Annotated in this window: 26 protein-coding genes; 10 read left to right on the forward strand and 16 right to left on the reverse strand. The window is 32.2% G+C overall.

Annotated features, from left to right (window positions below; translation table 11 throughout):
* Positions 1-38 precede the first annotated feature (38 nt).
* From bamA to Q4517_RS11850, 5 genes are all read right to left on the reverse strand, one after another.
* Positions 39-2,582, reverse strand: a complete 2,544-nt coding sequence (bamA, locus tag Q4517_RS11830) for an outer membrane protein assembly factor BamA (RefSeq protein ID WP_303509593.1) — start codon at positions 2,580-2,582, stop codon at positions 39-41.
* Positions 2,575-3,327 carry an isoprenyl transferase gene (locus tag Q4517_RS11835; RefSeq protein ID WP_303509596.1) on the reverse strand — a complete coding sequence of 251 codons (753 nt, stop codon included), beginning with the start codon at positions 3,325-3,327 and terminating at the stop codon, positions 2,575-2,577. The genes bamA and Q4517_RS11835 overlap by 8 nt, the downstream gene beginning before the upstream one ends.
* Positions 3,328-3,330: 3 nt before the next feature.
* The gene (locus Q4517_RS11840; protein WP_303509598.1) at positions 3,331-4,011 is read right to left on the reverse strand and encodes a DUF6089 family protein; all 681 of its coding nucleotides are present in this window, start codon (positions 4,009-4,011) and stop codon (positions 3,331-3,333) included.
* Between the two features lie 104 nt (positions 4,012-4,115).
* Positions 4,116-5,012: an NAD kinase gene (locus tag Q4517_RS11845; protein WP_303509600.1), complete on the reverse strand. Its 897-nt coding sequence runs from the start codon at positions 5,010-5,012 to the stop codon at positions 4,116-4,118.
* Positions 5,013-5,043: 31 nt separating this feature from the next.
* Positions 5,044-5,703: a CBS domain-containing protein gene (locus Q4517_RS11850; RefSeq protein WP_303509602.1), complete on the reverse strand. Its 660-nt coding sequence runs from the start codon at positions 5,701-5,703 to the stop codon at positions 5,044-5,046.
* Between the two features lie 59 nt (positions 5,704-5,762).
* Between Q4517_RS11850 and Q4517_RS11855 the strand changes: the two genes are divergently transcribed.
* Both Q4517_RS11855 and Q4517_RS11860 read left to right on the forward strand, forming a co-directional pair.
* Positions 5,763-6,476 carry a pyridoxine 5'-phosphate synthase gene (locus Q4517_RS11855; RefSeq protein WP_303509603.1) on the forward strand — a complete coding sequence of 238 codons (714 nt, stop codon included), beginning with the start codon at positions 5,763-5,765 and terminating at the stop codon, positions 6,474-6,476.
* Between the two features lie 2 nt (positions 6,477-6,478).
* Positions 6,479-7,249 carry an alpha/beta fold hydrolase gene (locus tag Q4517_RS11860; RefSeq protein WP_303509605.1) on the forward strand — a complete coding sequence of 257 codons (771 nt, stop codon included), beginning with the start codon at positions 6,479-6,481 and terminating at the stop codon, positions 7,247-7,249.
* Between the two features lie 83 nt (positions 7,250-7,332).
* Here the strand turns inward: Q4517_RS11860 and Q4517_RS11865 are convergent, their stop codons facing one another.
* Positions 7,333-7,590 carry a hypothetical protein gene (locus tag Q4517_RS11865; RefSeq protein ID WP_303509608.1) on the reverse strand — a complete coding sequence of 86 codons (258 nt, stop codon included), beginning with the start codon at positions 7,588-7,590 and terminating at the stop codon, positions 7,333-7,335.
* Between the two features lie 146 nt (positions 7,591-7,736).
* Here Q4517_RS11865 and Q4517_RS11870 point away from each other — a divergent pair, with 146 nt between their 5' ends.
* Positions 7,737-8,123: a hypothetical protein gene (locus tag Q4517_RS11870; RefSeq protein WP_303509611.1), complete on the forward strand. Its 387-nt coding sequence runs from the start codon at positions 7,737-7,739 to the stop codon at positions 8,121-8,123.
* Positions 8,124-8,146: 23 nt separating this feature from the next.
* Here Q4517_RS11870 and Q4517_RS11875 read toward each other — a convergent pair whose 3' ends face one another.
* The 4 genes from Q4517_RS11875 to Q4517_RS11890 all read right to left on the reverse strand — a co-directional run bounded on the left by Q4517_RS11875 (position 8,147) and on the right by Q4517_RS11890 (position 10,440).
* Positions 8,147-8,596, reverse strand: a complete 450-nt coding sequence (locus Q4517_RS11875; protein ID WP_303509614.1) for a redoxin domain-containing protein — start codon at positions 8,594-8,596, stop codon at positions 8,147-8,149.
* Positions 8,597-8,696: 100 nt separating this feature from the next.
* The gene (locus Q4517_RS11880) at positions 8,697-9,275 is read right to left on the reverse strand and encodes an NAD(P)H-dependent oxidoreductase (protein WP_303509615.1); all 579 of its coding nucleotides are present in this window, start codon (positions 9,273-9,275) and stop codon (positions 8,697-8,699) included.
* Positions 9,276-9,337: 62 nt separating this feature from the next.
* Positions 9,338-9,904 (reverse strand): Crp/Fnr family transcriptional regulator, encoded by a 567-nt coding sequence (locus tag Q4517_RS11885; protein WP_303509618.1) that lies wholly within the window; start codon positions 9,902-9,904, stop codon positions 9,338-9,340.
* A 77-nt stretch (positions 9,905-9,981) separates the two neighbouring features.
* Entirely contained in the window at positions 9,982-10,440 is a 459-nt protein-coding gene (locus Q4517_RS11890; RefSeq protein ID WP_303509621.1) for a hypothetical protein, read from the reverse strand.
* 203 nt (positions 10,441-10,643) lie between these two features.
* On the opposite strand from Q4517_RS11890, the gene Q4517_RS11895 reads away from it, so the two are divergent.
* The 4 genes from Q4517_RS11895 to clpX all read left to right on the forward strand — a co-directional run bounded on the left by Q4517_RS11895 (position 10,644) and on the right by clpX (position 14,505).
* A complete protein-coding gene (locus Q4517_RS11895) occupies positions 10,644-10,991 on the forward strand; it encodes a phage holin family protein (RefSeq protein WP_303509624.1) in 348 nt (115 codons plus the stop codon).
* A gap of 132 nt (positions 10,992-11,123) precedes the next feature.
* Entirely contained in the window at positions 11,124-12,446 is a 1,323-nt protein-coding gene (gene tig / locus Q4517_RS11900; protein WP_303509626.1) for a trigger factor, read from the forward strand.
* Between the two features lie 117 nt (positions 12,447-12,563).
* Positions 12,564-13,223, forward strand: a complete 660-nt coding sequence (gene clpP, locus Q4517_RS11905) for an ATP-dependent Clp endopeptidase proteolytic subunit ClpP (protein ID WP_303509628.1) — start codon at positions 12,564-12,566, stop codon at positions 13,221-13,223.
* 43 nt (positions 13,224-13,266) lie between these two features.
* Positions 13,267-14,505, forward strand: coding sequence for an ATP-dependent Clp protease ATP-binding subunit ClpX (gene clpX, locus Q4517_RS11910; RefSeq protein WP_303509629.1), 1,239 nt, complete (start codon positions 13,267-13,269; stop codon positions 14,503-14,505).
* 75 nt (positions 14,506-14,580) lie between these two features.
* On the opposite strand, the gene Q4517_RS11915 is transcribed toward clpX, so the two are convergent.
* The gene (locus tag Q4517_RS11915; protein WP_303509631.1) at positions 14,581-15,495 is read right to left on the reverse strand and encodes a leucine-rich repeat domain-containing protein; all 915 of its coding nucleotides are present in this window, start codon (positions 15,493-15,495) and stop codon (positions 14,581-14,583) included.
* Between the two features lie 130 nt (positions 15,496-15,625).
* Here Q4517_RS11915 and dnaG point away from each other — a divergent pair, with 130 nt between their 5' ends.
* A complete protein-coding gene (gene dnaG / locus Q4517_RS11920; RefSeq protein WP_303509634.1) occupies positions 15,626-17,629 on the forward strand; it encodes a DNA primase in 2,004 nt (667 codons plus the stop codon).
* A 215-nt stretch (positions 17,630-17,844) separates the two neighbouring features.
* Here the strand turns inward: dnaG and nadE are convergent, their stop codons facing one another.
* Complete coding sequence (gene nadE, locus Q4517_RS11925; protein WP_303509636.1) at positions 17,845-18,633, reverse strand: NAD(+) synthase; 789 nt, start codon at positions 18,631-18,633, stop codon at positions 17,845-17,847.
* A gap of 92 nt (positions 18,634-18,725) precedes the next feature.
* Here nadE and gldB point away from each other — a divergent pair, with 92 nt between their 5' ends.
* A complete protein-coding gene (gene gldB / locus Q4517_RS11930; protein ID WP_303509638.1) occupies positions 18,726-19,688 on the forward strand; it encodes a gliding motility lipoprotein GldB in 963 nt (320 codons plus the stop codon).
* On the forward strand, positions 19,688-20,026 hold the full coding sequence (gene gldC, locus Q4517_RS11935) for a gliding motility protein GldC (RefSeq protein WP_303509640.1): 339 nt from the start codon (positions 19,688-19,690) through the stop codon (positions 20,024-20,026). The genes gldB and gldC overlap by 1 nt, the downstream gene beginning before the upstream one ends.
* A gap of 28 nt (positions 20,027-20,054) precedes the next feature.
* On the opposite strand, the gene folK is transcribed toward gldC, so the two are convergent.
* The 4 genes from folK to accD form a co-directional block, all read right to left on the reverse strand.
* On the reverse strand, positions 20,055-21,185 hold the full coding sequence (gene folK / locus Q4517_RS11940) for a 2-amino-4-hydroxy-6-hydroxymethyldihydropteridine diphosphokinase (RefSeq protein WP_303509642.1): 1,131 nt from the start codon (positions 21,183-21,185) through the stop codon (positions 20,055-20,057).
* A gap of 289 nt (positions 21,186-21,474) precedes the next feature.
* On the reverse strand, positions 21,475-23,697 hold the full coding sequence (locus tag Q4517_RS11945; RefSeq protein ID WP_303509643.1) for a polyribonucleotide nucleotidyltransferase: 2,223 nt from the start codon (positions 23,695-23,697) through the stop codon (positions 21,475-21,477).
* 182 nt (positions 23,698-23,879) lie between these two features.
* On the reverse strand, positions 23,880-24,149 hold the full coding sequence (gene rpsO / locus Q4517_RS11950; protein WP_047788611.1) for a 30S ribosomal protein S15: 270 nt from the start codon (positions 24,147-24,149) through the stop codon (positions 23,880-23,882).
* Between the two features lie 130 nt (positions 24,150-24,279).
* Positions 24,280-25,137: an acetyl-CoA carboxylase, carboxyltransferase subunit beta gene (accD, locus tag Q4517_RS11955; protein WP_303509661.1), complete on the reverse strand. Its 858-nt coding sequence runs from the start codon at positions 25,135-25,137 to the stop codon at positions 24,280-24,282.
* Positions 25,138-25,178: the final 41 nt, after the last annotated feature.

The following is a 25,178-nucleotide window of genomic DNA, read 5'->3' on the forward strand; positions in this document are numbered from 1 at the left end:
ACCGTGCCAAAACCTAGACGCATTATAAATGCATGATTTTAGAACTGTCTTCCAATTATAAAATGCGTTTGCCAACCTGATTTTTCAGTTAAACCTGGTAATGAATCGAAACCATGTGCGAAATCGATACCTAATAATCCAAATGCAGGCATAAATATACGAACACCTACTCCAGCTGAACGTTTTAATTTAAACGGATTAAACTCGCTAAAATTGTCATAAGAATTACCTGCCTCTAAAAACCCTACTGTGTAAATAGATGCAGACGGTTTATCTGTAATAGAGTAACGTAGTTCTAATTGAAATTTGTTGTAAATAGCTCCACCATCAAGAGAAGAAATACGATTATTCTCATAGCCTCTCAAACCTATTGTTTCACGTCCATCTAATTGTCCTTGAGCAATACCATCTCCTCCAACAAAATACCTTTCAACAGGAGTTAACCCTAATTCATCATTATAAGAACCTAAGTAACCCATCTCAAAATTAGACATTAATACTAATTTGTTAGCTAGAGATGTGTACCATTTACCTTTTGCAGAGATTTTGTAATATTCTAACCATTTGTACTTATCAGCTAAGTAGGCTTGACGCTCATCGGGTGTTGGATTTGTAGGCTCTGTATAATCTTTTCCGTTAACTAGTGAATAAGGGAAAGTAGCTTTAGCTTTTATTGTAAACTCAGAACCGTACGTAGGGAAAATTAAACTAGGACCAGCAGAGTTACGACTTAACGCAAATGTATAAGCTAAGTTGTTTAAATCTCCTTGACTAAGAATATTATTAGAAGAACCTACTCGGTATCCATAATCTTGTAGTTCAATTCTTTGATAACTTATGTTTTGAGAAAGCGTAAAATAGTCATCAGGCCACTTTAAACGTTTTCCTAGTCCAATAGAGGCACCAATAATACTTAAGCTCTCATCCTTGTTTACGTCATAAGTTGTGTAATCAAAACGATACTGATTTGATAAGTATACAGAGAAAGATAGTGATTGTGGTGTTTTACCTCCTAACCACGGTTCTGTAAAAGAGAAACTATAAGTGTTATATGTTCTACTGGCTTGTAAACGCAGAGATAGCTTTTGTCCGTCTCCCATAGGAAGTGGTTTGTAAGCTTCTTTGTTGAAAATATTTCTAACAGAGAAATTATTAAAAGATAAACCTAGAGTACCAATGAAAGAACCTCCACCATAACCACCTTGTAGTTCAATTTGACTTCCTCCTTTTTCAACAACAGAAAAATCAATATCTGCTGTTTTATTTTGATAATTAGGCTTAACATCAGGAGTTACATTGGTATCAAAGAAACCTAATTGTCCTATTTCACGAATAGATCGAATAATGTTTTGACGACTAAATAAATCTCCAGGCTTAACACGTAATTCTCTATAGATTACATGGTCGTTTGTTTTGTCGTTTCCACTAACTGTAACTTTCTTTATAGTTGCAGGTTCATCTTCTCTGATACGAACTTCAACAGTAATAGAATCATTTTTCACTTTCGTTTCTACAGCATTTATTTGAGAAAATAAGAAACCATTATTATGATATAATGTTTGAATGTCTTGAGAGTTAGGAGTACCATCACCAGAAATTCTTTCTTTTAAAACTTTTCCGTTATAAATATCTCCTTTATCAATTCGTAAGATGTTACTCAATTGCTCATCTGTATATTCTTTGTTTCCAATAAAAACTATTTCATCAAAACGGTATTGACGACCTTCTTCAACCTCTATTTCAAGGTTTATGGTGTTGTCATCATTCCAAACAACATTATCCGATAAAATTCTAGCATCACGGTATCCGTTTTCGCTATATTTTTCAAGAATACTTTTTAAATCATCTTTATAATCATCTAGAATATACTTTGAAGCCTTCCAGAAACGACCAAAAATTTTACGTTTGGTATTTTTCATTGCCCCTCGTAAAGAAGCATCAGACATAGCTTTGTTACCAGTAAAGTTAATGTCTTTAATTTTTATACGACTACCTCTGTCAATAAAAATAGCCATACTAACGGTGTTAACATCAGTAGTGTCTTTTTTTGTGTCTAATGTTACTTTTGTTTTTAAGAAACCTTTATCAGTATATTTCTTTTTAATAAAGTTACGTGTAGTTACAATAAGGTTGTCTGTAACCATGGCCCCTTTTTTTAATTCAGTTTCTTTTTTTATCTCTTTAATTTGTGATTTTTTTACTCCAGAAATAATAACATTAGTTAATTGAGGTAACTCAGTTACATCAAATTGTAGGTATACAGTTTCTCCATCACGTTTAGATAAATATACATCTACTTCACTAAACTGTTTGCTTTCGTATAGTTTTTTAATAGCACTTGTAAGTTTATCTCCAGGTAACTTAATTGGTTGTCCATCAACTAAACCAGTATATATTCTTACCGTTTGTTCGCTAAATTTTTGTAAGCCAGTTACAGTTATACCTCCAAGAAAGTATTCTTTTCCTTTTTCGTAGGAAATAATATTTGTGACAGTACTGTCTTTAGGAGTTGTGTCTTGTGCTTGAGTACTCACCGTAAATAAGGTGATAAAAAATACTAGTAAATACGAATATTTATTCATTGGTTTCAATCTGTTCGCTGGTTTTTCCAAATCTTCTTTCTCTATTTTGATAATCAATTATTGCATCGTAAAGATGTTCTTTTCTGTAGTCAGGCCATAATACATCTGTAAAATACAACTCAGCATATGCCATTTGCCAAAGTAAATAATTGCTTATTCTTTGTTCCCCACTTGTACGTATCATTAAATCAACGTCGGGCAAATTAAACGTATATAAATGATTATTTATAATTTTCTCGTTAATTTTTTCAATTTCTATCTCGTTATTAACAACTTTTTTTGAAATGTTTTTGATTGCATTAACAATTTCTTCTCTTGAACCGTAGCTTAAAGCAAAGGTTAAAGTGATTTTAGTGTTGTTTTTAGTTGCATCAATAACTTTGTTCAACACTTTTTGGGCATTGCTTGGTAAATTTGCTAAGTTACCAATAGCATTGACCTTTACATTTTTACGTTGAAATTCGGGGAGTTCTTTTTTAAGGGTGGTTACTAGTAAGCTCATTAAAGCATCTACTTCTAACTTTGGACGGTTCCAGTTTTCGGTAGAAAAAGCATACAAGGTTAAAAATTTTACGCCTAGTTCAGAAGCTGTGTCTGCTGTTTCTCTTATAGCTGTTAAAGCATTTCTATGCCCAAAAACACGCTGCATTCCTTTACCTTTTGCCCATCTACCATTACCATCCATAATAATAGCAATGTGGTTTGGTACGTTTTGTAAATCAATGCGCTGTAGTTTTTCTTCCATAGTTTATTCTGCTATTCCACCAAAACAAGGTGGTCTTCCAAAGGTATACACAATGGAAACCCCTGAGAATACATACCAGTCGTTTCCGTTACCCCCAAAGTCTAATGAGTTTATTTTGTCTGTTGTAAAATCTATATCGTCCACAAATGTAAATCGCACACCTGTTTCAAATGCAATGGCTAAATTATCTGCTAATCTTCCTTTAAGCCCTATACCTACGGGTATGGTATAAGAAAATTTGTTTTTTAAAAGTATTGTATTACTAGAGGAGGTTGGTTCAGGACTTTTGTAATTAAAAGCGGCAACTTCAGCTAAAATATAAGGTGTAAATGTAGTGCTGTAATTATTAATATTATAGTCAAAGAAATTAAATTCTACCCCAACAGCAAACTCATGTATGGTGTTAGAAAAGCTCGTTCCTCTGTTTTGACGAAAAGTATTATCAGCATCTTTGTCATTACCAGATACAGGTATATATGTGTAAGTTCCTCTTAAAGCAATTCTAGGATTTAGGTTGTATTTATATACAAGCCCACCTGAAAACTCGTTAGGATGTATGTAGTTTGTACTACCTATATCACCAACATAGTTAGAGCCACCGGCAAAGAAACCAATTTCGTGTGTTTGTGATTGTAATGATGTTACTACACAAGCCAATAATATTAATAAAATAAGTCCTCTCATTGTAAAATAGCGTGCAAATATAGGGAATTGAATTTGCTTTAAAAAGTTAATAATCCGTCTTTTTGATTAACTTTTTTTTTACGGTTTTATTGTAATTACTATCGTTATAACGATTCATTTCGTATATCTTCTCCCCATAAAAGTTTTCCTCGCAAGGTATTTAAATAAGATTGATTTTTGGGTAAAATACTTTTTATGGTAAATGGCGCTTTCTGTATTTTGATCTCAGTTCCTAAGGGAACAGTGGTGATACGTGAGTCTAGAGATATTAAAAAATCTTTTTCTCTAGCACTAACTTCCAAAAGAATATTTGTGTCATCAGGAATTACCATTGGCCGTGCATTTAAATTGTGTGGCGCAATAGGAGTAATAACAAAACTCTTTGAATCTGGTAAAATTACGGGGCCGTCACAACTAAGTGAATACCCTGTAGATCCCGTTGGTGTTGCTATAATTAACCCATCAGCCCAATAATTAGTCAAATATTCGGTATTTAATGAGGTTTTAATGCCAATCATAGACGTTGTATTTCTTCGGGCAATGGTAACTTCATTAAGTGCAAAGTTAAGTTCAGAAAAATCTTCTGTAGCAGGAGATGTTTTTATTTGTAATAAAGACCGTTCTTGAAGTGTATATTCTTTTTTTAACATTAAATTAATTGCCTCTTCAATTTGATCTTTTTGAATTGTAGCTAAAAAACCTAAGCGTCCAGTGTTTATTCCCATAATAGGAATATCTAAATTTCGAATATAGGTCACAGCTCTTAAAATAGTACCATCTCCACCTATGGTAAACATCACATCAAAGGTGTCTGATAAATCATTAAAATGTGCGTAGGTAGGATATTTTTTATTTAATGAATTATTTTCAATAAATAAATTATAGAATTGTTGTTCAAAAAAAACAACAATGTTATTTTTTTCTAAAACAGTTAAAAGAATTTTTACTTCTCTTTCTGCTAGTGTAGTATAAGCTTGTCCGTAAATAGCGACTTTTTTCACTTTTGAAATGTTTGTTTGGTTATTGAAAAAACTACATGTCTAAGTACTTCCTTAAATAGGCGGCTCTATCTTTAAGTTCTTCTAAATAAAAATCATCTTCATGTTGCGTAATAACGTTGTAACCGTATCTACGAAATGTTTGAATGATTTCATTTATTTCTTCAGAAACAATTTTTAGTGTAACCTCAACGCTATTTATGTTTTCAGAAGAAATATATGCGCCTAGTAATTTGCCATTACTAGCCTCAACTATTTGCGCTACTTGCCCCATAGAATAATCTGTTTTATTCTTGTCAATAATTAAAGTATCACTTTCATTATGTAAAAATGGACTATTAGCAAAAGCGTCTAAAATATCACTCAATTCATAATAGCCTACATAATGTAGGTTTTTATCAATAACAGGAATTAAATTTGAGTCGTTATCAGCAAATAAGGCAATTAAATCGAGTAGTGTAGCATTTTCATTTGTGTAGAAATGATCTAATAAGTAAGAGTACTCTCTAAGTATACGATTTTTATTTTCAATAGTTTGAATATCACTTTCAGGCAAGCAACCTACTAACCTGTTGTTTTCTACAACAGGAATATGAGTTATAGGCAAATCATTACATATCTTTTGGGCACTTTTTACGGTGCTGTTTAGCGTGAGTGCTTTAATTTCTTTTAATATAAAATCGTTGATTTTCATTACTACGAATATAGTTTAAAATGTTGGAATGCGTTACCTTTGTAATCTAATTTTACAACATGACAAAGTTAAGTGTTAATATTAATAAAATAGCTACACTCCGTAATTCTAGAGGTGGAAATGTACCTAATTTACTAAAAGTAGCAACCGATATACAAGATTTTGGAGCGGAAGGAATTACGATTCACCCAAGACCAGATGAACGTCATATTCGTTACCAAGATGCTTATGATTTAAAATCTATTGTAACGACTGAATACAATATTGAAGGTAACCCAATTGATAAGTTTAAACAAATGGTGTTAGAAATTAAGCCAACGCAAGTAACATTGGTTCCTGATAGTGTAGATCAGCTTACTTCAAATGCAGGTTGGGATACCATAACACACCAATCGTATTTACAAGAAGTAATAGCAGAGTTTAAAAATGCAGGAATAAGAACGTCAATTTTTATTGATACTGATTTAAAACTGATAGAAGCTGCTGCAAGAACAGGAGCTGACCGAGTTGAATTGTATACCGAGGAGTTCGCTACGCAGTACGAAAAAGGGAACAAAGAAGCGATAAAGCTGTACGCAGAAGCTGCTGTTTTAGCAAATGAAGTTGGTTTAGGTGTTAACGCTGGTCATGATTTAAGTTTAGATAATATTCAATTTTTTAAACAAAACATTCCTCATTTGGCTGAAGTGTCTATAGGGCATGCGTTAATATCAGAAAGTTTGTATTTGGGCTTAGAAAATGTTGTGAATATGTATTTGCATCGTTTGCAATAATTATGGAGGAAATACTACATTCAAAAATAACTGGAGAAGGACAGCCGTTACTTATTTTACATGGATATTTTGGTATGGGTGATAATTGGAAATCACATGCTAATAAATTTGCTAAAGACGGGTTTGAAGTGCATTTGATAGATCAACGAAATCATGGACGAAGTTTTCATGCGGAAGCTTTTGATTACGAATTATTGGTCGGTGATTTGTATAATTATATTCAACATCATAATCTTGAAAAAGTTGATTTATTAGGGCATTCCATGGGAGGAAAAACAGCAATGTTGTTTGCAACCGAATATTCTGAATTGGTGAATAAGTTAATTGTAGCTGATATCTCCCCAAGAATGTATCCGCCGCATCATCACGAAATTTTAGCAGCGTTAAACTCTGTAGATTTTTCGGTACAAACATCACGTAAGTTAGTGGATGAAAAACTGGCTGAGTTAATTCCAGAAAAAGGAATCCGTCAATTTTTGGCAAAAAATGTATACAGAAAAACGAAAGACAAATTAGCATTTCGTTTTAATTTAAAATCGTTAACAGAAAATCATAGTGAAGTAGGGGTAGCGTTACCTTCTTTTACAATTTTTGAAGGTGAAACGTTGTTTTTACGTGGAGCAAATTCAGGATATATTTCAAAAGAAGATGAACCATTAATCCAAGCACACTTTCCAAAATCAGTGGTAAAAACTGTAGCCAATGCTGGGCATTGGCTACATGCTGAAAACCCAAAGGATTTCTATGAAGAAGCTATAGTTTTTCTACAATAAATAAGTTAAAAAGCGAGGAGGAATTTGTCAATTCCTGATTTCCTCGCTTACAATACTCGCCCCCCGGCGAAAAACAAAAAAAATTAAGGGAAATCTCTGTTTATTTTATTTATCAAATTAGTAATATTACTGTCAGTTGTTTGTTGGTCTTTTAAGTGGTTATAAAAAACAGCTACAATAGCTTCTTCAATAGTTAAATTTTTTCTCTTACCTGAATATACTTTTTGTATGGTTTCTAAAGAGAAATCATAACCATTTTTGCTCAGGTAGTTTTTTACCTTTTCGCGGTATTTAGGCGGTTTAATTTTTTCTAATTCTTTTCGTTGTGTAGCAGTTATCATAAAAACTCAAGTTGTTTTTTAGAAGTTGATAGCACTTTTTAATTTATATTTGTACGTATTGTGTACTTATTACGAAGTAAAAATACAAACAAAAATCTAAACACGAAAACAAAATTAAATAAAATTTAGAAAAAAGTTATTTTTTAATGAGCGATTTTGTAGATGAAACATATAAACGAGTAGAGGAAGTAATTAATTACAAAAGGCTTAATATTAGGTCTTTTGAGGAGATTATTGATGTGTCTAACAATTCAGTTGGTACAGCGATAAGAAGAAAGTCGTCATTTAAAAGTAATGTGTTAAACAAAATTCTACATTCTTTTCCAGAAATTAATCCAACATGGTTGCTAACAGGTAAAGGAAAAATGCTTTTAACAAACAATAGTGTAACAAATGCTAACGAGCCAGCTTCTAAATACAATTTATTAGACATAAAAGGCAAGGTAAAAGATAACTTAATACACTTGTTGTTAGAAGATGAAGAAGTAAAAGAGGCAATAGCAACGCAAGTATCAGAAGTTTTGAAAAAATAAATGCAAAATATTTTACCCTAAAACTAACCTGCATTTCCGGTTAAACTCTCTAAAGCATAGTACAGCCTATTTTGTGCGTTGTCTTGAGAACCAAAAATAGTTCGAAACACTTCACCTTTAGGAGTTAATAATACCCACTGTGGTGTTCCTTCTGAATTAAAAAAATCATACATTTTGTGGTCGTTATCTATATAAATAGGGAATGGAATCTCGTTAACGGTAAAAATACTAAGAATGTCTTCCTTAGAAACATTGTTACTGCTAAAATTACTATGAATACCAATAACTTCAATATCTTCATGGGTTTGCTTGAATTTATAGGCAAGTGGAATAGCTCTACCAGTACAGCCTAAACAAGCATTGTTGTAAAATAAAAGTAATAGAATTTTGTTAGCATACTTTTCAAGTAAATCAACTTTGTTTTGATCAAAATCGGTGACTTTTACAGATGTTATAATATTGCTAGTGTCCATTTAGGTTTTTAATAGAAGTTTCAGCAAAGTTATTTAAAAACAAGAAGTCTTTGAGCCTCTACAAGCTAAAAACATTCTTTAGCTTGTAGAGTAGAGTTTGTTATTGTAGGTTCTTGCCTAATGTGTATACTTTATTTAGCCACAAATTTCTTTGTTTAAGGGTTGAGTCTTTTATTGCTGATAAGAACGTAGTTTTTACAGGTTTAATACCACAAAACTCCAATGTTCCTTTTTTAAACTGCCTAATAGCAGGTCTTTTCATAAAAAGATAATCATACCAACCAGGGGTGTCAGAAGTAATGATAAGTCGAGAGGTTTTACCTTTTAAAAGCTTTTCAGGAAATGGTTCACCTTCAATAGGTTGGGAAGTGATGCCAGGTAAAAAAGCTCTGTCGATAAAGCCTTTCATCATTGCAGGGTAACCTGCCCACCAAACAGGAAAGAGCCATACAATATGATCTGCTTTTTTAATTTTAGTTAAAGACGCTACTAAATCAGGTTCAAGCTCGGTTCTTTTTCGGTAACCAAATTTTAGATTCGGGTTAAAGTTTAAGTCAGTTATGGTTATTTCTTCAATAACAGCGTCAGTTTCCAAAGTACCTTTTTTGTAGGAAGCTGCTAGTGCATGGTTAAAGCTTTCTTTATCAGGATGTCCGTTTATTAATAAAATATGCTTCATAATATAGTTAAGATTATGAAGCAAAGTACGGGCGGTTTTACAAGCCTAAAAAGGACAATTGTCTAATAAAAAACTGATTTTCTAATTCGGCTTAAATGTCGTTGTGTAATTCCTAAATAAGAAGCTAAGTACTGTAATGGGATAGTTTTTAAGTAGTTTGGATGCGTTTCTAACAGTTTTTTGTAACGGTTTTCAGCGCTTTCATTTTGCAAAACAAAAATCCTGTTTTCAAGATTTATATATTCTTGTTCTGCAAATATTTTAAAAAGACGTAACCAATTGGTGCTTGAGTTTTCTAGTGATACAAATTGTTCTTTGGTGATGCTATATAGTTCAATATCGGTTAACGCTTGAATGTTCTCGTTGGTTTTTGTTTGAGAAATAAAAGACGAGTAAGCGGTAACAAATGAGTTTTCGGATAAAAAACAATAGGTAGCTTCTTTTTCATTTGAAGAATGATAAAACGACCTAAAAATACCCGAAGCTATAAAAGCAACTTCTTTACAAGTGTTTCCTTCTTGAATAAAAAAATCACCTTTGTTAAGTTTTTTATACCTGACTAACTTTACAAAGTTGTCTATTTCTTCTTCGGTAAGAATATTATAGGAGGCTAAGTATTTTTTGAGCATTTTATTGTTTTGATAAAGATGATTTAGGGTGTGACATGTTTAAAAGAAAGTAAGGGGATGAAGGATAATAATTATATTTAATTGTGTTTTTTATTAAGAAAGTCTAATTCTGTCAAATACTTTTTTGTTGAGTGTTTATTGATTATGAATTGCGACCATTTATCAAGTAAAATAAGTTTGTTAGTTTCTTTTATGTTCTCAAGTAAGGGTCTAGTATCAATAACTTTAATGTCTTTAGGGATTTTGTATTCTATAAATTCGTCTTTTGTATTGTTGAATTCTGAATTTATTAACGTTAATTGTTGTATTTCTTTTGTTGTTAATGGGTTTAAAATATATTCCCAACCTTCAAACTCAGCAATTACCTCGTAGAGTTCTTCATTTTGATATTGACGAATAACTTTGATACCTCCATTGGCATGAGAATTTCCTAGAATTAAACCACCTAAAGTACCGTCAACTATTCCTCCACCTTCTGTTATAGGTTTTAAATCGTTTAAAGTGAACATTAATTTTCCGTCTTTTTTTACAGGCATCTTATCATTTTATGAATTAAAGTATATCAAACGAATTTAAAGTAAATCCCTTAAAAACTAAAACAAAGTTTTAAACCTGCCAAAACAGCAGACTTCTGTTTTTGGTATGGTTGTGGTAAGTTGTATGTTGTGTTACGAATTACTAGTTTCAGTGAAAAAAAGAGTAAATTTATAATTCATAACCAATTAAATAAAAAAGAAAAATGAAAATATTTTTAAAAGTATTATTAACGGCATTGGCAGTAATTATTTTGGCAAATATTTTACCAGGAGTAACAGTAGCTAGTTATACAACCGCAATAATTGTAGCAGTAGTAATTGCGTTGTTAAACCTGTTTGTACGTCCGTTGTTAGTGTTTTTTACACTACCAGCAACCATTGTCACGCTAGGGTTGTTCTTGTTTGTAATTAATGCGGTTATTATATTATTGGCAGATAAATTAGTGTCAGGATTTGCAGTTAGCGGATTTTTTACAGCACTCTTGTTCAGTGTATTGCTGTCAATTTTCAGATCAATAATGTTTTCACTATTAAAAGAAGGAGACGAATAAGTAACCTAAAACATTAAAAACTAGAAAATAAGGGAAGTAAAAAAGATAATATTCTTATAGCTAAAAGTCTTGGTTATCAATAAATAAAGTAGTAATTTTGCACCCGATTTTTTTAAGAAACAGATTTTTAAGATGAATATAACAAAAGAAAACGTAGATGCATTAAATGCAGTTGTAAAAGTTGATATTGTTGCAGAAGATTATCAAGATAAAGTAACAAAAGTATTAAACGATTACCGTAAAACAGCTAACATTCCTGGTTTTAGAAAAGGTAATGTACCAATGGGAATGGTAAAGAAGCAGTACGGAAAATCAGTAATGATTGATGAGGTAAACAAGCTTTTACAAGAGTCGTTAAACAAATTCTTAGTTGAAGAGAAGTTAGATATCTTAGGTAACCCATTACCAAGAGTTCAAGAAGATTTCAATTGGGATGCAGATAAATTCTCTTTTGAATTCGAATTAGGATTAGCGCCTGAGTTCGATGTAAACTTAAAGCCAAAAAATAAAGTAACTCAATATAACATTGTTGCTACTGACGAGTTAATCGAGAAAGAAATTGAAAACATTCAATCTCGTTATGGTAAAATGTCTGCTAAAGACGAAGCTACAGAAGAAACTAATGTTACTGGTACTTTCGTAAACGAAGAGAAAGAAATCAACAAAAAATCTACAATTTCTGTAAAAGATATTAAAGGAAAAACAAACTTAAAAAAGTTTGTAGGTGCTAAAGTAGGAGATGTTTTAGAATTAAAAACTAAAAACTTATTCGAAGATGAGCACAAGTTACAAGGAGCTATAGGAGTATCTCACGATGAGGTTCACGATTTAGACATTTCAGTAACATTTACTATTGAAGAAATTACCGAAATAGAACCAGCAGAATTAGATCAAGAGTTATTTGATAAATTATTTTCTGACGGAAGTGTAAAAACTGTAACTGAATTAAAAGAAAAAATTAAAGAAGACGCAGAAAAGCAATTCCAACAACAAGCAGATCAACAATTGTTAAACGCAATTACTGAGAGCTTAGTTGATAACACAAAATTTGATTTACCTGCTGAATTCTTACAAAAGTGGTTACAAACTGCTGGAGAAAAAGAATTAACTTCTGAAGAAGCTGTTGAAGAATATAATAAGTCTGAGAAAGGATTACGTTACCAATTAATCGAAGGAAAGGTTATGAAGGATAACGATATCAAATTAGACTATGCAGAGTTAGTAGACTATGCAAAAGGATTTATTAGAACTCAAATGGCTCAGTTCGGAAACATGAACCCAGAGGAAAAAGAGTTAGATGATATCGCTGGAAGAATCTTACAAAACCAAGACGAAGCTCAAAAATTACAATCTCAATTAATAAGCCAAAAATTATTAGCTTTTTATAAAGAAAACATGAGCTTTGATACTAAAGAAGTTTCTTACGAAGATTTTATTAAAGAAGTATACAAATAACAGTTAATTACTGATGATATAAATAAAACCTGAATGTACATTCAGGTTTTTTTAGCCATTAACTGTAACAAAATAGTTCTTATATTTACATCTTTATAACCCAAAAACATTTTAAAAATGGATTACGGAAAAGAGTTCGAAAAATACGCAACAAAGCACCACGGAATAAATAGCAATTACTTAGGAAAAATAACAAGTAGTTTAACTCCATATATTATGGAAGAACGCCAAATGAATATTACTCAAATGGACGTTTTTTCTCGTTTAATGATGGATAGAATTATCTTTTTAGGTACAGGAATTAATGACCAAGTAGCTAATGTAATTCAAGCACAATTATTATTCTTAGAAAGTGTAGACGCTAATAAAGATATTTCAATTTATATCAATTCACCAGGAGGTGGAGTATATGCTGGTTTAGGTATTTATGACACCATGCAGTTTATAAAACCTGATGTAGCAACCATTTGTACAGGTATGGCAGCATCTATGGGAGCTGTGTTAATGTGTGCGGGAGAAAAAGGAAAACGCTCAGCGTTGCCACATTCTCGTATTATGATTCACCAACCATTAGGTGGAGCACAAGGACAAGCTTCTGATATTGAAATTACAGCTCGTGAAATTTTAAAATTAAAAGATGAGTTGTACGAAATCATCGCTAAGCACTCAGGTCAAACAGTAGAAAAAGTAAACAAAGATTCTGATAGAGATTATTGGATGAAGGCTGACGAAGCGAAAGCTTACGGAATGGTAGATGAAATTTTAACTAGAAAATAATAAACAGCTAATAGCAGTGAGCTGTTGGCAATAAGCTGATAAGATGTCGAAAGAAGAAAATTTACAATGTTCCTTTTGTGGGCGTAAAAAACCAGAAACCGATTTATTAATCGCAGGTTTAGATGCACATATATGTGATAAATGTATTGAGCAAGCCCATGGAATTGTAGAAGAGGAAATAGCTGAAGCAAAAACAAGTGATTTATCAAAAGACCTTACCTTAAAAAAGCCAAGAGAAATTAAAGCTTTTTTAGATGAATATATCATAGGGCAAGATCAAACCAAAAGAGCTATGTCTGTAGCAGTCTATAATCACTATAAAAGATTGTTACAAACTAGGGATGATGAAGATGAAGTTGAGATTGAAAAATCAAACATCGTTTTAGTAGGAGAAACAGGAACAGGAAAAACCTTAGTAGCTCGTACAATTGCTAGAATGTTAAACGTACCATTTTCTATTGTAGATGCCACCGTGTTAACGCAAGCTGGTTATGTAGGAGAAGATGTAGAAAGTATTTTAAGTCGTTTGTTACAAGCTGCTGATTACGATGTTGAAAAAGCAGAAAGAGGTATTGTATTTATTGATGAAATAGATAAAATTGCTCGTAAAGGTGATAATCCGTCAATTACACGTGATGTTTCTGGAGAAGGAGTGCAACAAGCTTTGTTGAAGTTATTAGAAGGATCAGTTGTAAATGTGGCTCCTAAAGGAGGAAGAAAACATCCAGAGCAAAAGTTTATTGAAGTAAATACCAAAGATATTTTATTTATTGCTGGAGGAGCTTTTTCTGGTATAGATAGAATTATTAGTAAGCGTTTAAATATGCAAGCGGTAGGGTATAGTGCTTCAGTAGAAGAAGATAAAATAGATCATGATAACTTATTACAATACATTACACCTTTAGATTTAAAGTCGTTTGGTTTAATACCAGAAATTATTGGTCGTTTACCAGTATTAAGTTATATGAATCCGTTAGATGAAAAAACGCTTAGAGCTATTTTAACAGAACCTAAAAACTCAATTATAAAACAGTATACTAAGTTGTTTGCAATGGACGAGGTGACATTTGAAATGACTGAGGAAGCATTACAGTTTATTGTTAGCAAAGCGGTAGAGTACAAATTAGGTGCTCGTGGGTTACGTTCGTTATGCGAAGCTATTTTAACCGATGCAATGTTCGATATGCCAAGTTCTGATGAAAAAGAGTTTAAGGTAACAAAAGAATATGCTGAATCGAAATTAACAAAATCGGCATTAAAAAAATTAAGAGCAGCGTCTTAAATATTATATTTTCTGAAGAAATAAAAAAGCCATCAAATTAATTCTTTGATGGCTTTTATTGTCTAAATAAAGCTATTATTCTGTTTTACGTAGCTTACTGTATTGTTGAATCCATTTAGTAATTTCTTCATCTTTAATGTCATATTTATACATAAGATCTTCTCTTATTTGCTTTAAATATGTTTCATTTAATACACTTTTTTCATATTCAGAAACAACTAACTGTATAAAGCTTTCAGCATACTTTTGCACAGGTTTTTTAACTTCTTTAGGTTTGTCTTCAGTAGTTTCTACTTTCTTTTCTTCCTGTTTTACAACAATCTCTTCAGTAACTTTATTGTCAGCAATAACACCATTACTTGTTGCATACGTGGTTTTTTCGTCTTTATACCATCCTTGTGGAATGTTAGCTAATTGTTTTTCACTAACGATGATAGTTTTAATCTTATTTCCTGTAACATCCATACTTTCTAAATTAGGACAGTTTGAAACATCTAACGTAGTAAGTTGATTGTAACTAGCATATAAACTTTGAATGTTAGGGTTTTTACCAAGTATTAATGAGGTTAATTTGTTATAATCACAACTTATATAGGTTAAGTTATGGTTTTTACTTACATCTAAACGCTCAATTTTATTTTCGCTACAGTTTAAGAAACTTATAGAGGAACTTTGCGATAAGTCAATTTTTTTAATTTCATTACCAAAGCAATCCAAACGTTTTAAATTAGGAAAACTCTCTAAACCAGTTAAATCTTTAATTTTTGAATATACATTAGGTAAATCTTTGTTTGTAACAGGATCGTTAACATTTAAGTTGGTAACATATTCTGCATCACTAATTGTTATACTACCGTTTAAACCGTTAGAATCAATTTTTAAATTAATCAAGCATTCTTCTAAGCCAATATCAGGAATACGAATGGTTTCTTGAGAATAAACATTAAATGCAAAAAATGTTGCAAAACAAAAAGGGATAATTGTTTTCATTATAAGGGGAAATTTTTGCCAAAATTATGTAATTATATGTTTTTAGCAAATTAATTTTGCCTAGAGTTTTGTTATAGTAAGATAACTTTTAAAACTAGTAGTATATTTGTTTGCTGTATTTATATAGTATATGATAACCCAACAAACCATAGATAGAGTTTTTGAGAGCGCTCGAGTAGAGGAAGTGATAGGAGAATTCGTTCAGTTAAAAAAATCAGGGAGTAACTTTAAAGGGTTAAGTCCGTTTACTGATGAACGCACCCCTTCGTTTATGGTATCGCCGGTAAAACAAATCTGGAAAGATTTTAGTACAGGGAAAGGAGGGAATGCGATTTCTTTCTTAATGGAACACGAGCATTACACTTACCCTGAAGCAATACGTTGGTTAGCAAAAAAATACAATATTGAAATAGAAGAAACCGAGCAGTCTGATGAGGAAAAGCAACAGATGAATGAGCGTGAAAGCATGTTTTTGGTTTCTAAATTTGCCAAAGATTACTTTCACGATGTGTTGTTAAATACTCAAAATGGAAGAGCAATTGGGTTGTCTTATTTTAAAGAAAGAGGATTTAGAGAAGATACTATTGAAAAGTTTGATTTAGGATACTGTAAAGACGAATGGGACAATTTTACCAAAGCAGCACTGGCTAAAGGTTATGATTTAAAATATCTAAAATCTACTGGTTTAACCATTGTAAAAGAAGGAGGAGCAGAAGATAGAAAGTTCGACCGCTTTAAAGGGCGTGTGATGTTTCCTATCCATAGTATGTCGGGACGTATTTTAGGTTTTGGAGGAAGAATACTTACCAACGATAAAAAAGCTGCAAAATACCTGAATTCTCCTGAGAGTGACATCTATCATAAAAGTAAAATTCTTTACGGTTTATACCAAGCTAAAAAAGAAATAGCTAAGGAAGACAACTGTTTTTTAGTAGAAGGATATACTGATGTGATTTCGTTTCACCAATCTGGTATTGAAAATGTGGTAGCATCTTCAGGTACTGCATTAACACCGGACCAAATTCGTTTGGTGAATAGATTAACACAAAACATAACCGTGCTTTTTGATGGTGATGCAGCAGGTGTTAGAGCTTCACTTCGTGGAATTGATTTAATTCTTGAACAAGGAATGAATGTTAGGGTAGTAGCCTTTCCTGAAGGAGAAGACCCTGATAGTTTTGCCAAAGCACACTCTAATGCTGAATTAAAACAATATTTAGAAGAAAAATCGCAAGATTTTATTGAGTTCAAAGTTTCTTTATTAATGAAAGAAGCGGCGAATGATCCTGTAAAAAAAGCAGGATTAATTAGAGATATTGTTACAAGTATATCCAAAATCCCTGATGGTATTCAGCGAGAAGTATATGTGCAAGAATGTGCTCGTGTTATGGATATTTCAGAGAGAGTGTTATTCAGTGAGCTTGCTCAATTGCTAAAAAAAGGAGCAATAGCAACGAGAAAGAGTGGTGTAGGACAAGACTCTAATCAACCACCTCCAGATTATTTCCAAGAACAAACTTCTATGGAAGCTATAAAAGGAGGGAAGGGAAAGTTACAGCAAAGTATCAATCAATTAAATATTCTAGAAAAAGAAGTGATTAGAATATTGTTATTGTATGGTAACGAAGTTGTTGACTTTGTGAACTGGGTAGATGCTGTTGACGAAAGAGGTCGTCCTTTTTTAGAAAAGGAAGAATATCAAAATACGGTTTCAAACGAGTTGTACTTAAACTTACAAGAAGACGAAATAGAGTTCACCAACGAAATATTTCGATTAACCTACTATGAGTTAATTCATCAATTAAATCAAGAAGAAAAAATTAAAGTAGATCATTTGGTAATGCATGAAAACCCTCAAATATCTAGCTTAGTAACGAATATTTTGATGGATGAAGAAAAATATAATTTGAGTGATTGGGAGCGTAAGGAAGTTTTTGTAACAGAAACAGTTAAAATTCTTCCAAAGTTGGTAACAGATGCTATTTTAAACTTGCGTAGAGTTTTAATTGAAGAAAAAATCAAAGAAATTATGCAAGAAAGTCAAGAACAAAAAACAATACCTAACCTAGAAGAAATAGGGAACTATACAGGGTTGAAAAAGCGTCTTTTCGAAAAACTGAACCGCGTAATTTAAGGCTGACAAATTGCTGAATGTTTAGGATTTTAAGAGTCTTAACATTTTTTTTGTAACTTTACTCGTGAAAAGAACAAGAAACCAAAGAAAAAATGAGAAAGTTGCTGCAAATTCTAGAGCTGCTTAGATTACTAGTTATATTGCCTTTTAATATATCTAACGGGCAAAAAAAGAGTGCTTACCAAAGGATTAAACGACAAATGATGTCGGTTAACTTACTTTAATTCTTTAGGTATTTCACAAATAGGAATAGGAATCATTTTATGCTGATTAATTCGGTTAAGACGCGTATATATTTTATATACCTCTAACTCTCTGTCAGAAAAATCATTTACAGTTTTTCCTGTGTCTTGCATTTGCATAGCCCATTCTAATTCATCGTATGAAGCTCCAATTTGGTCTTCATCTGTTCTGCTATCACCAAATAAACCATCAGTAGGTTGTGCTTTTTGAATAGAAGAAGGAACATCTAAATATGCGGCCAATTCATAAACTTCAGACTTTACTAAATCGGCAATTGGACTTAGGTCTACACCACCATCACCATATTTAGTATAAAAACCTACACCAAAATCTTCTATTTTATTTCCTGTTCCGGCAACTAGTAAACCATGTAATCCAGCAAAATAATATAAAGTTGTCATACGTAAACGAGCACGAGTGTTTGCTAGGGCCAAATCTACTTTAGGAGAAGGCTCTACTGGAGGAACCACCGTTTTAAAATCTTCAAAAGTAGAGGTTAAGTCTGCTTCCACTTCACTCACATTACTAAAACGCTCTTTTAATAGTTTAATGTGTTCGTTCGCTCTACTTACGTGACTTTTTGCTTGATGAATTGGTAACTCAACACACAACGTAGGTAAACCAGTTTTAGCACATAATGTTGAGGTAACTGCACTATCAATTCCACCAGAAATCCCTACAACAAAACCATTTACTTTAGCATTAGTAGCATAATCTTTTAACCAGTTTATAATGTGTTCAGCAACCTTAGGAGTGTTCATTTTTGTGATATTTTAATAGTTTACAGTTAAGTTGTAAAAACTAATTTAGTAATTTCGACGTTGTAATTTAGAATGTAAATATACTAAAGTTCATGAGAAAAATTTTAGCACTAGTTAGTTTAGCTCTTATAAGTCTTTCATGTAAAAATGATGAAAGTAATAAGTTAAATGTTGATGTGTCAAATATTAATGTAACTATTAATTTAGAACGTTTTGATATTGATTTTTATACAACAAAACCAAATGAATTAAATAAGACAAAAGAAAAGTACCTTATGCTCTTTCCGTCACAACCAGATAGTGTTTGGATAAATAAGATTAATAATAAAGATGAGCAGGAGTTATTTACTGAGACACAAAAAGTCTTCTCTGATGTTGTAGAAGAAAAGGAGCAATTAACATCACTGTTTAAGCATGTAAAATATTACAATCCAAGATTTGTAAGCCCTAAAGTGATTACCATGCTAACAAATATTGATTACAACAATCGAATAGTTTATAATGATAGCTTATTGTTGATTTCTTTAGATTCCTATTTAGGAGAAGAACATGAATTTTATAATGACTACCCAGCCTATGTAAAACAAAATAATACCAAAGAACACATTGTTGTAGATGTTGCTAAAGCCATTATTAGTAAACAAATGTTACCTAGTATGGCAAGGAGTTTCATAGATAAAATGATTTACAGAGGAAAAAAAATGTATTTGTTAGATGCTTACTTACCTAACGTACCTGATGCTGTAAAAATAGGATATTCACAAAAAAAACTTGATTGGGCAAAAAGTAACGAAGAACAAATATGGATGTATTTTATAGAAAAAGATTTGTTGTACAGTACAAGTAAAGATGTTGACAAACGTTTTCTAGATTTAGCTCCATTTTCTAAGTTTTATATGGAACAAGATAGTCAATCACCTGGTAGAATAGGAGAGTGGATTGGTTGGCAAATCGTACGTTCGTACATGCAAAAGAATGATGTATCTTTGCATCAATTATTACAAACAAGTGAAGAGGAAATCTTCAAAAACTCAAGATATAAACCAAAAAGATAATGGCGATAGAGCACACATCAAAAATAACATTTAAAGTAGGATTAGATGAAAACAAAGTTCCTGAAGAAATTACTTGGAATGCGGAAGACGGAGGTATAAAAGATGAAGCATCAAAAGCAATTATGCTATCTGTTTGGGATCACAAACAAAAAGATACTTTACGTATGGATTTGTGGACTAAGGATATGCCTGTAGATGAAATGAAGCAGTTTTTTCATCAAACCTTGGTGTCTATGGCAAATTCTTTTGAAAGAGCAACAAACGACGAAAAAATGAGCGCAACCATGCGTGATTTTTGTGATTACTTTGCTGAAAAGCTAGAGTTAATTCAGAAATAAAAAAAAGCAGCTTTTAAAGCTGCTTTTTTTATGCTTTGTAGTTTTTTATCTTATTAATGATAGTTTCATAATCATCAGGGTTGTTTACAAAATCTAAATCCGAAACATCAACAATTAGAATGTTTAAATCAGGTTGTGTTTTGATAAAATTGCTATAACCATCGTGAATTTTTTGTAAGTAACTCGCTTCTATATTTTGCTCGTAATCGCGTCCACGTTTTTTAATGTTATCTAACAAACGTTCTGTATTTTGATACAAGTACACATATAAATCAGGCTTTGTGATTTCTTTGTACATTAAATCAAACATTTTTCGGTATAACTTATACTCATCACTGTGCAACGTAATTTGTGCAAAAATGAGCGATTTAAAAATGTAGTAATCAGAAACAATAAAGTTTTTAAATAAATCGAATTGCGCTAAATCATCAGAAAGTTGTTGGTAACGGTCAGCTAAAAAACTCATTTCTAAAGGAAAAGCATAACGATCATTGTCATTATAAAACTTCGGTAAAAACGGATTATCAGCAAAACGTTCTAATACTATTTTCGCATTAAACTCGTCAGACATCATATTGGCTAATGAAGTTTTTCCAGCACCAATATTACCTTCAATAGCGATATAATTATACTTTTCAGTAATAGGGATAGGTCGCTCTAGTTTTTTATTAAGCTTTGTGATTTCTGAAGTATCAGTACAATTCTCTAGACAGATATACAAATGTTTTTTCTCTATAGGGTGGATAACATTACGTGCAATCTCAACCAAAGGAACCAGTGCAAACTTACGTTCTAACATTCGTGGATGTGGTACGATTAAGGTTTTAGAAAAGATAATTTCATCATCAAATAATAAAATATCTAAATCAATTAACCTATCAGAATATCCTTCGGTATTTTTTCGAGTTCTTCCAAGTTCTTTTTCTATAGAAAGTAGTCTAAGTATTAATTGTTCAGGAGGTAAATATGTTGAAACTTTAATACAAGTATTAAAAAAGTTATTGCTATCAAACCCCCATGAAGCCGTTTCGTATACAGATGCTACTTTTAATACAGCGCCTACCTTATCAGCAATTGAGTTGATTGCTTGCTGAATGTTTGCAAGCTTATCTCCTTGGTTGGTTCCTATAGAAATATATGTAATTCGTTGTATTTTCATGAATGGGATGCAAAGAAAACTAAAACTAAAAAAAGAAAAGCTAAAAAAAGATTTTTTATTTAAATATATTTTTAAAAATAGGGTAGGGTATTTTATTTTTCAACTGTTATAGTGTTGGATTTCTTTATAGAGTAAGATTTTCATATGATTATTGGGGAATGATCTGAAACAACTCTAAGTAAAAGACTGCTAGTTTTAGTAGTCTTTTTTCTTTATTAAAAAGTATATAAAACAAAAAAAGCAACCAAATTTAAATTTGGTTGCTTTTTTATATATCTAAAAAGAATTTTTATGATTCCTTTTTCTCTTGTCTAGGTTTTCTATCGTCACGGCGATTATCGCGGTTACGATTATCACGACCTTTATTGTCTCTAGGTGGTCTAGCTACATAACCTTCAGGTTTAGGTAGTAAAGCCTTTCTAGAAACTTTCTCTTTACGAGTTTTAGGATCAGTTCCGAAATATTTTACATCTAAAATATCTCCTAAATTAACAACATCAGTAACATTGTTAGTACGTTCCCAAGCTAACTCACTAACGTGTAATAAAACTTCATTTCCTGGAGCCTCAGTATATTCTACAACAGCACCAAAATCTAATAACTTCACTACTTTTACTTCGTAAACAGAACCTTTTTCAGGTTTAAACATCATAGACTCGATACGAGCGATAACTTTATCAATTCCTTCAGGACTTGTTCCTAATATCTCAACGATTCCCTCTTCAGTAACAGGGTCTTCGTTGATAACAATAGTAGTTTCTGTTTCTTTTTGTAACTCTTGAATGTGTTTTCCACCAGGTCCAATAAATGCTCCAATCATATCGTTAGGAATCACTCTAGTAACCATTTTAGGTGCATGAGCTTTCACTTCTACATTAGGAGTAGCAATGGTGTCTGTTAGTTTTTCTAATATATGTAAACGACCATCACGAGCTTGTTTTAATGCATTTACTAAAATTTCGTAACTTAATCCTTTTACTTTAATATCCATTTGACAAGCTGTAATACCGTCAGCGGTTCCCGTTACTTTAAAGTCCATATCTCCTAAGTGATCTTCATCACCTAAAATATCAGATAAAACGGCATAACGATCACCATCAGAAATTAATCCCATTGCGATACCAGAAACAGGTTTCTTTAATTGTACACCAGCATCCATTAATGCCATGGTACCAGAACAAACGGTTGCCATAGAAGAAGAACCGTTAGATTCTAACACTTCAGATACAACTCTCACGGTGTATGGGCAATCAGCAGGAATCATTCCTTTTAGTGCTCTTTGCGCTAAGTTACCATGACCAACTTCTCTACGTGAAGTTCCTCTTAAAGGACGTGCTTCTCCAGTACAAAAAGGAGGGAAATTATAATGTAAATAAAAAGTTTCTTCACCTTCGTAAGAAGGCATATCTATTTGGTTAGCCTCTCTAGAAGTCCCCAAGGTTACAGTTGCTAACGCTTGTGTTTCTCCACGTGTAAAGATAGAAGAACCGTGTGTAGACGGTAAGTAATCAACCTCACACCAAATAGGTCTAATATCTGTAGTTGTACGCCCGTCTAAACGCAATCCTTCAGCTAATGTTAACTCTCTAACAGCATTTTTTTGTGCTTTGTTAAAGTATTTTCCAATTAAATTACCGTAGTCTTCAATTTCTTCTTCAGAAAAAGTAGCTATAATTTCTTCTTTTACTTCAGAAAAAGCTAAACCTCTTTCGGCTTTTGACGTTCCTTTTTTAGCAATGTCATAACATTTAGCATAGGCTAAATCGTTAATCTTTTTAGCTAACTCTTCATCTTCTCTTTCTGCCTCGTATTCACGAGTTTCTTTTTTACCAAAAGCTTCTGCTAAACGAACTTGAGCTGCACATTGTACTTTAATTGCTTCGTGTGCGAATTTAATAGCATCTGCCATTTCTTCTTCAGAAATCTCATCCATTTCACCTTCAACCATCATTACAGAATCTGCTGAAGCTCCAATCATCATGTCGATATCAGATTCGGCTAATTGTGCTCTGTTTGGATTAATTACAAATTCTCCATTTACTCTAGCAACACGTGCTTCAGAAATTGGGGTTTCGAAAGGAATATCTGATAATTGAATTGCAGCGGAAGCAGCTAAACCAGCTAAAGCATCTGGCATTACTTCTTCGTCATGAGACATTAATTGAACCATTACTTGTGTTTCAGCGTGATAGTCTTTTGGAAATAAAGGACGTAAAACACGGTCTACTAAACGCATTGTTAATACTTCTCCATCACTTGGTCTTGCTTCTCTTTTAAAGAAGCCTCCAGGGTAACGTCCTGCAGCTGCAAACTTTTCTCTGTAATCTACTGTTAATGGTAAAAAGTCAACATCAGATTGCTTGTAGTTAGATACTACAGTACATAATAACATTGCTTTTCCCATCTGAACAACAACTGAACCGTGTGCTTGTTTTGCTAATTTACCGGTTTCTAACGAGATGGTTCTTCCATCTCCAAGGTCTATGACCTCTCTAAATACTTTTGGAATCATAAATTTTAATTCTAATGTTTTTGTTTTGTTTGTTGTTGTGTTGTTGTTGCTCCAATGGAAAATCAAAATTGTTGTTAGTAATTTTGAGCTTTTTATATATAAATTTCTGTTTGTTAGTCAGAAATAAATTTCATGTAAAAATAAAAAAGAGGCACGTTTATAGAGCCTCTTTTTTTGTAGAATTATTTTCTAATTCCTAATTCTTTAATAATCGCACGATATCTGTTAATCTCTTTTTTCTTTAGATAATCTAACAAGCTTCTACGCTTACCTACCATACGTACTAATGAGCGCTCTGTGTTAAAATCTTTACGATTTTTCTTTAAATGCTCAGTTAAGTGGTTAATTCTGTGCGTAAATAACGCGATTTGACCTTCTGCAGTACCAGTATCATTTGCTCCTTTACCGTGTTTTGCGAAGATTTGTTCTTTAACTTCTTTTGTTAAATACATGCCAATATTATTTAAATGATTATTATGTACTCAATGCATTCACATTGAAGTTGCAAATGTACGATTATTTTTTGGAAAGGAAATGGAAAAAGTTAGAAAGCAAAAAAGCTAGCAAACGCCAGCTTTTTTGTTATGCTCTTACAGGTTGATTCTGTGTTAAATCTATATATAAGTTGATTTGTTTTTTTAAGTCTTTTCGCTCAAAAATTGCATCTAAGAAGCCATGCTCTAATAAAAACTCTGAACGTTGAAACCCTTCAGGTAAATCTTTACCAGTAGTATCTTTTACAATACGAGGGCCAGCAAAACCTATTAACGCATTTGGTTCTGCAATGTTAATGTCTCCCAACATAGCAAAAGAAGCTGTCGTTCCTCCTGTTGTAGGATCGGTACATAAAGATATGTATGGAATTTTGGCATCTGCTAATTGTGCAAGTTTAGCAGAAGTTTTAGCTAACTGCATTAAAGAAAGCGAAGCTTCCTGCATACGAGCTCCTCCTGATTTAGAAATCATTAAAAAAGGAATGTTGTTTTTGATTGAGTAATCAATAGCTCGTGCTATTTTTTCTCCAACGACACTACCCATAGAACCTCCGATGAAAGCAAAATCCATAGAAGCAACTACTAAATCTTTTCCCATTGATTTACCTACGGCAGTACGTACAGCATCTTTTAATCCTGTTTTTTTCTGAGCTGCTTTTAATTTTTCAGGGTACTTTTTAGTGTCTTCAAACTTTAAAGGATCTTTAGCTGATAACTTAGGATCTAATTCTTTGAATTTATTATCATCAAAAAAAATTTCAAAATATTCTTTACTACCTATACGCACGTGGTATCCATCTTCTGGACTTACGTATAAATTCTTTTTTAACTCGTCGGTATCAATTATTTTTCCACTTGGGGTTTTATACCACAAGCCTTTAGGTGTGTCTTTTTTTTCTTCTGTTGGGGTTTGAATCCCTTTGTCTTTACGTTTAAACCAAGCCATAATTTAGTTTTTTATTCTTTAGTTGTTTGGTTTTCCTTTTT

Origin of the sequence: Tenacibaculum sp. 1_MG-2023 (assembly GCF_030547425.1) — a bacterium.
Lineage (GTDB): Bacteria > Bacteroidota > Bacteroidia > Flavobacteriales > Flavobacteriaceae > Polaribacter.

Coding starts and splice junctions, on each gene's coding strand:
- nadE (WP_303509636.1), bottom strand. CDS start 18,633: ATGAACACTCCTAAGGTTGCTGAACACATTATAAACTGGTTAAAAGAT.
- gldC (WP_303509640.1), top strand. CDS start 19,688: ATGGCGATAGAGCACACATCAAAAATAACATTTAAAGTAGGATTAGAT.
- Q4517_RS11880 (WP_303509615.1), bottom strand. CDS start 9,275: ATGAAGCATATTTTATTAATAAACGGACATCCTGATAAAGAAAGCTTT.
- Q4517_RS11915 (WP_303509631.1), bottom strand. CDS start 15,495: ATGAAAACAATTATCCCTTTTTGTTTTGCAACATTTTTTGCATTTAAT.
- Q4517_RS11890 (WP_303509621.1), bottom strand. CDS start 10,440: ATGCCTGTAAAAAAAGACGGAAAATTAATGTTCACTTTAAACGATTTA.
- Q4517_RS11860 (WP_303509605.1), top strand. CDS start 6,479: ATGGAGGAAATACTACATTCAAAAATAACTGGAGAAGGACAGCCGTTA.
- Q4517_RS11855 (WP_303509603.1), top strand. CDS start 5,763: ATGACAAAGTTAAGTGTTAATATTAATAAAATAGCTACACTCCGTAAT.
- Q4517_RS11835 (WP_303509596.1), bottom strand. CDS start 3,327: ATGGAAGAAAAACTACAGCGCATTGATTTACAAAACGTACCAAACCAC.
- Q4517_RS11895 (WP_303509624.1), top strand. CDS start 10,644: ATGAAAATATTTTTAAAAGTATTATTAACGGCATTGGCAGTAATTATT.
- dnaG (WP_303509634.1), top strand. CDS start 15,626: ATGATAACCCAACAAACCATAGATAGAGTTTTTGAGAGCGCTCGAGTA.
- tig (WP_303509626.1), top strand. CDS start 11,124: ATGAATATAACAAAAGAAAACGTAGATGCATTAAATGCAGTTGTAAAA.
- bamA (WP_303509593.1), bottom strand. CDS start 2,582: ATGAATAAATATTCGTATTTACTAGTATTTTTTATCACCTTATTTACG.
- gldB (WP_303509638.1), top strand. CDS start 18,726: ATGAGAAAAATTTTAGCACTAGTTAGTTTAGCTCTTATAAGTCTTTCA.
- accD (WP_303509661.1), bottom strand. CDS start 25,137: ATGGCTTGGTTTAAACGTAAAGACAAAGGGATTCAAACCCCAACAGAA.
- Q4517_RS11865 (WP_303509608.1), bottom strand. CDS start 7,590: ATGATAACTGCTACACAACGAAAAGAATTAGAAAAAATTAAACCGCCT.
- Q4517_RS11840 (WP_303509598.1), bottom strand. CDS start 4,011: ATGAGAGGACTTATTTTATTAATATTATTGGCTTGTGTAGTAACATCA.
- Q4517_RS11850 (WP_303509602.1), bottom strand. CDS start 5,703: ATGAAAATCAACGATTTTATATTAAAAGAAATTAAAGCACTCACGCTA.
- folK (WP_303509642.1), bottom strand. CDS start 21,185: ATGAAAATACAACGAATTACATATATTTCTATAGGAACCAACCAAGGA.
- Q4517_RS11945 (WP_303509643.1), bottom strand. CDS start 23,697: ATGATTCCAAAAGTATTTAGAGAGGTCATAGACCTTGGAGATGGAAGA.
- Q4517_RS11875 (WP_303509614.1), bottom strand. CDS start 8,596: ATGGACACTAGCAATATTATAACATCTGTAAAAGTCACCGATTTTGAT.
- rpsO (WP_047788611.1), bottom strand. CDS start 24,149: ATGTATTTAACAAAAGAAGTTAAAGAACAAATCTTCGCAAAACACGGT.
- Q4517_RS11885 (WP_303509618.1), bottom strand. CDS start 9,904: ATGCTCAAAAAATACTTAGCCTCCTATAATATTCTTACCGAAGAAGAA.
- Q4517_RS11870 (WP_303509611.1), top strand. CDS start 7,737: ATGAGCGATTTTGTAGATGAAACATATAAACGAGTAGAGGAAGTAATT.
- clpX (WP_303509629.1), top strand. CDS start 13,267: ATGTCGAAAGAAGAAAATTTACAATGTTCCTTTTGTGGGCGTAAAAAA.
- clpP (WP_303509628.1), top strand. CDS start 12,564: ATGGATTACGGAAAAGAGTTCGAAAAATACGCAACAAAGCACCACGGA.